General features: G+C 69.8%; 6 protein-coding genes. 3 read left to right on the top strand and 3 right to left on the bottom strand.

Features of this window, described 5'->3' with window-relative positions:
• The 3 genes from AC1DY2_RS15770 to AC1DY2_RS15760 form a co-directional block, all read left to right on the top strand.
• The coding region (locus AC1DY2_RS15770; protein ID WP_476763281.1) for a DHA2 family efflux MFS transporter permease subunit at positions 1 to 1,340 on the top strand (1,340 nt) is incomplete at its 5' end.
• Positions 1,341 to 1,424: 84 nt separating this feature from the next.
• On the top strand, positions 1,425 to 2,162 hold the full coding sequence (locus AC1DY2_RS15765; protein WP_476763280.1) for an alpha/beta fold hydrolase: 738 nt from the start codon (positions 1,425 to 1,427) through the stop codon (positions 2,160 to 2,162).
• 181 nt (positions 2,163 to 2,343) lie between these two features.
• A complete protein-coding gene (locus tag AC1DY2_RS15760; RefSeq protein ID WP_476763279.1) occupies positions 2,344 to 3,048 on the top strand; it encodes an SDR family oxidoreductase in 705 nt (234 codons plus the stop codon).
• A 25-nt stretch (positions 3,049 to 3,073) separates the two neighbouring features.
• Here AC1DY2_RS15760 and AC1DY2_RS15755 read toward each other — a convergent pair whose 3' ends face one another.
• From AC1DY2_RS15755 to AC1DY2_RS15745, 3 genes are all read right to left on the bottom strand, one after another.
• A complete protein-coding gene (locus AC1DY2_RS15755; protein ID WP_476763278.1) occupies positions 3,074 to 3,451 on the bottom strand; it encodes a Rid family detoxifying hydrolase in 378 nt (125 codons plus the stop codon).
• A complete protein-coding gene (locus tag AC1DY2_RS15750; RefSeq protein ID WP_476763282.1) occupies positions 3,448 to 4,338 on the bottom strand; it encodes an EamA family transporter in 891 nt (296 codons plus the stop codon). The genes AC1DY2_RS15755 and AC1DY2_RS15750 overlap by 4 nt, the downstream gene beginning before the upstream one ends.
• Before the next feature lie 63 nt (positions 4,339 to 4,401).
• Positions 4,402 to 4,656 (bottom strand): cupin domain-containing protein (locus AC1DY2_RS15745; RefSeq protein ID WP_476763277.1); only part of this gene is annotated, 255 nt, incomplete at its 5' end.

The raw sequence follows: 4,656 nt of genomic DNA, 5'->3' as shown, positions 1-4,656 counted from the left end.
CGGTGAACGTCGCGTTGCCGGCGATCAGCGCCGACCTCGGAGGCGGGCTCTCCTCGCAGCAATGGGTCGTGGACGCCTACCTCCTGAGCCTCGGCGCCTTCATCCTGCTCGCGGGGTCGCTCTCCGACGTGTTCGGCCGCAAGCGCGTGCTCATGACCGGGCTCATCGGCTTCGGACTCACCTCGGTGGCCTGCGCGATCGCGCCCACCGTCGAGACGCTCATCCTCGTGCGCGGCCTGAAGGGGGTCTTCGGCGCCCTCCTGGTGCCGAGTTCGCTCGCCCTCATCCTCGACGCCTTCCCGGCCGACAAGCAGGGCCGCGCGATCGGGAGCTGGACGGCGTTCACGAGCATCGCCACGATCGCCGGGCCGGCACTCGGCGGGGTGCTCGTCGATGCACTGTCCTGGCGATGGGTCTTCGGTGTCAACGTGCTGCCGATCGCGTTCGCCGTCGCGCTCGCGTCTCGGCTCCAGGAGGACCCACCGCGATCGCCTGCCGCTCGCGTGGACGTCGTCGGTGCCCTGCTCGGCGTCGCGGGTCTCGGACTTCCGGTGTTCGCGCTCATCGAGCACTCCCGGTTCGGATGGGACTCGCCGATCATCCTCGCTGCGGTGATCGTCGGTGGCGCGAGCCTCGTCGGGTTCGTCCTGTGGGAGCTGCGCACCTCGCAACCGATGCTGCCGATGGGGATCTTCCGAGCACGGAACTTCACGGTCGGGAACGTCGCGACCTTCTTCATCTACGGAGGACTGTCGCTGGGCACCTTCGCGCTGGCGGTCTTCCTCCAGCAGAGCGCCGGCTACTCGGCCACGATGGCCGGCCTCGCGATGATTCCCTCGAGCCTCGTGCTGATCGGCCTGTCCGCGTACATCGGACGGTTGAGCGGGCGCGCGGGCGCGCGTCTCCTCATGGGCGCCGGACCCGTGATCGCAGGCTTCGGGTTCGCGCTGATGCTCGCCATCACCGACGAGGCCGAGTACCTCACGCAGGTGCTCCCAGCCGTGCTCGTCTTCGGGTTCGGCATGGCCCTCACGGTCGCACCGCTGACGGCGACGATCCTCGGTGCGGTCGATCCGACGCACTCGGGCATCGCCTCGGCGACCAACAACGCCGTGTCCCGGGTGGCCGGGCTCATCGCCGTCGCCCTCGCCGCGACTCTCGGCGGGTCCGCGACGATCGACCTCGGCAGCTTCCACCGCCTCGTCGCGTCCGCGGCCGTCGCCATGATCCTCGGCGGTGCGATCTCCGCGGTCGGCATCCGGGACACGAGGCGCCGCACCGGATTCCACCCCGGCTCGAGTTCCGTCGGGGCATCCGGTCACCTCGCGAATCTCCGCTGAACCGGTCACAGGCGCTCCTCCCGCGCGGTCTGAGTTGGTATCGCGTCCGCGCTGGGTGGGGGTGATTCGAGAAGGGGAACAGTCATGTCAGATCAGAAGCCGACCGTCGTGTTCGTGCACGGCGCATTCGCCGAGTCCGCCAGCTGGAACGGCGTCATCGCGGCCCTCTACGCCGAAGGCGTCACCTCCGTGGCGGTCGCCAATCCGCTCCGCAGCCTCGCCGGCGACGCCGCATACGTGCGCGACGTCATCGCCTCCATCGACGGGCCCGTCCTGCTCGTCGGCCACTCGTACGGCGGCCTCGTGATCAGCGAGGCCTCCGCAGGCAACGACCAGGTCGTCGGCCTGGTGTATGCCGGAGCCTTCGTGCCCGAGCCCGGCGACAGCGCCTTCTCCCTCTCCGCGAGCGAACCGGGCTCCACGCTCGGCGACGCCCTCGATGCGCGCCCGATCTCGACTGGTGGCGTGGAACTCGTCATCCGCCGACCGTTGTTCCGGGACCAGTTCGCCGCCGACGTGCCCGTGCAGGTCGCCGGACTGATGGGTGCGACCCAACGTCCGGTGACCGAAGCGGCCCTGAAGGACGCCGTGCAGGCGGCGACGCCCGGGTGGAAGGATCGCCCGTCATGGCATGTGTTCGGCAGCGAGGACCGCAACATCCCCGTCGCGGTGCACCGCGCCGGCGCCGAACGTGCGGGCTCCCGGGGCACGACCGAACTCGCAGGCGCCTCGCACGCGGTCAGCGTCTCGCAGCCCGAGGCGGTCGCGGCCACCATCCTCGACGCGATCCGCGGGGTGAACCAGGACCGAGCGGCCGCGTAAACGCTGCCGCATCACTGGACGCCACGGGTGCGCGGGACCGATCGCCGAGGTCCCGCGCACCCGCATCGTCTCCACGCTCGACCACTTGCAGACGCGGGTCACAGGCCCGCTGGAAGGAACCATTGTGAACTTCACGGAATCCATCGAGGCTCACCGCTCACTCGCGGGAAGGGTCATCCTCGTGACGGGGGCGTCCTCGGGCATCGGCCGGGAGGTCGCGCTGGCGCTGTCGGCCGCCGGCGCGCGCGTCGCGATYGGCGCACGTCGCGCCGATCGGCTCGCCAGCCTCGTCGGCAGCGCCCCCGGCGAAGTCCTGCCGCTCCAGCTCGACGTCACCGACTCCGAGTCGGTGGAGCGTGCCGTGGCGGAGACCGTCGACCACTTCGGCCGACTCGACGTGCTGGTCAACAACGCCGGTCTGATGCAGAGCGGTCTCATCCTCGGCGCCGACGTGCGCGAGTGGCAGCGCATGATCGACACCAACCTGCTCGGCTCGATGTATGCGGTCCACGCCGCCCTGCCTCACCTGCTGGAGACGAAGGGCGCGGTCGTGCAGGTGTCGTCGACCGCGGCTCGGTCGGCGTCTCTCGGCAGCGGCGTGTATGCCGCCACGAAGTTCGGCATCAGCGCCTTCTCGGAGTCACTGCGCCAAGAGGTGACCCGGCGAGGCGTCCGAGTGATCGTGATCCAGCCCGGCTTCGTCGACACCGAGCTCACGAGCCACATCACCGACCCGACCATGCAGGCCGCCGCTGCCGACATCGCCGCATCGATGCGCACGCTCCGACCCGGCGACATCGCCGAGGCGGTCGTCTACGCGCTCAGCCAGCCCGAACACGTGTCGGTCAACGAGATCCTCGTGCGTCCGACCGATCAGGTCCAGTAGCGCAGGACCATTCTGCCGAGCACAGCTACGCGACCAGCTCGATCTCCACGCGCGCGCCGAGCGGCAGGCCGGCCACCGCCACGGTGGTGCGGGCGGGATACGGCGCGGTGAATATCGTCGAGTAGACACTGTTCATCGCCGCGAAGTCGGCCATGTCGACCAGGTACACGTTGACCTTCGTGACGTCGTCGAGCGTTCGCCCGGCAGCAGACAGCACGGACGCGAGATTCGCGAAGACCTGTCGCGTCTGCGTCGCCACCTCGCCGTCGACGAGTCGTCCGGTCGAGGGATCGATCGGGGTCTGGCCGGAGAGGAACAGCGTTCCATCGGCTCCGATCGCGGCATGCGAGTACGGGCCGACCGGTTCGGGGGCATGCGGATCGAAGACGGCGGTTCGGGTCACGGCAGCAGCCTAGACGGAGGCGAGTCCACTGCCGAGGGCGAGGGCGAGGGCGAGGGCGAGGGCGTGGTGGTTGCTTCAGGAACCCGCGCGCCGCCGCGCTGCGCGCCCGCACCGGTCAGCACGACGAGCAGGATGCCTGCGACCTGCAGCACTGAGGGCAGCTGGTGCAGCACGAGCAGGCCGAGGACCACGCCGAACGCCGGCTCGAGCGCCATGAGCGTTCCGAAGGCGGTGTGCGTCATCCGGCGGAGGGCGAGCATCTCGAGGCCGAACGCGAGCACCGGGGCGAGCAGCGCCAGTGCGAGCGCGAACAGCAGCACACGCCAGTCGAGATGCCCGAACGACTGCGGAACCCCGATGAACGCCGTCACGATCGCGGCGATAGGGATCGTCATGGACAGGCCGCTGATGCCGGCGAAGCGGTCGCCGACGCGTTGGGTCAACACGATGTAGACACCCCAGCCGAGTCCGGCCAGTGCGGCGAAGCCCACACCGATCACGTCCATCTCACCCCGCCAGGGTTCGGTGAGCAGCACCACGCCCGCGAGCGCGAGCACGGGCCACACCAGCATGCGTCGGCTGCGGCTGAGGATCGCCGCGACCGTCAGCGGCCCGAGGAACTCGATCGCGACCGCCGTCCCGAGGGGGATGCGGTCGATCGCCGAGAGGAATGCCGTCGTCATGAGGCCGCTGGCGATGCCCAGTCCGAGCAGCGCAGGGACATCCGCTCGTCGGATCGAACGCAGCGGCGGCCGGGCGATCAGGATCAGGACGAGTGCGCCCATGCTGAGCCGAAGCCACGCGGTTCCCGCGGCGCCGACCTCTGCGATGAGCCCGATGGAGAGCGCGTTGCACAGCTGGATCAACAGCATCGCGGCGACCGCCATCGACCATGCGGGCACGCGCGCGCTGCCCAGTGACCGGCTCACGATGCTCCGATCGAGGATGACTCAGCCATCGACGCCGTCCGTTCGGTGTGCGGATCCGACGCCCGGCTCGTAGACGGCGAGCGAGAAGCGGGTGGGCAGGTCCCCGGGATTCGCGTAGGAGTGCACCTCGTCACCCACGAAACTCAGCGCATCGCCGGCCGAGAGGGTGAACGATTCCCCGGCCAATGTGATGACGAGTGTGCCCTCATGGACGTGCAGCAGTTCGCGAGTGCCCTCGGAGTGCGCCTCGCTGGCATGCTCCTCGCCGGGCTCGAG

Source organism: Agromyces sp. P1_H4, from assembly GCF_056405255.1.
The sequence above is the reverse complement of the archived record's forward strand: the minus strand, read 5'-3'. Positions and strand labels throughout refer to the sequence as shown.

Bases quoted from the DNA above. Each gene is read 5' to 3' on its own strand.
- AC1DY2_RS15765 (WP_476763280.1), top strand. From the start codon at position 1,425: ATGTCAGATCAGAAGCCGACCGTCGTGTTCGTGCACGGCGCATTCGCC.
- AC1DY2_RS15750 (WP_476763282.1), bottom strand. From the start codon at position 4,338: ATGGCGGTCGCCGCGATGCTGTTGATCCAGCTGTGCAACGCGCTCTCC.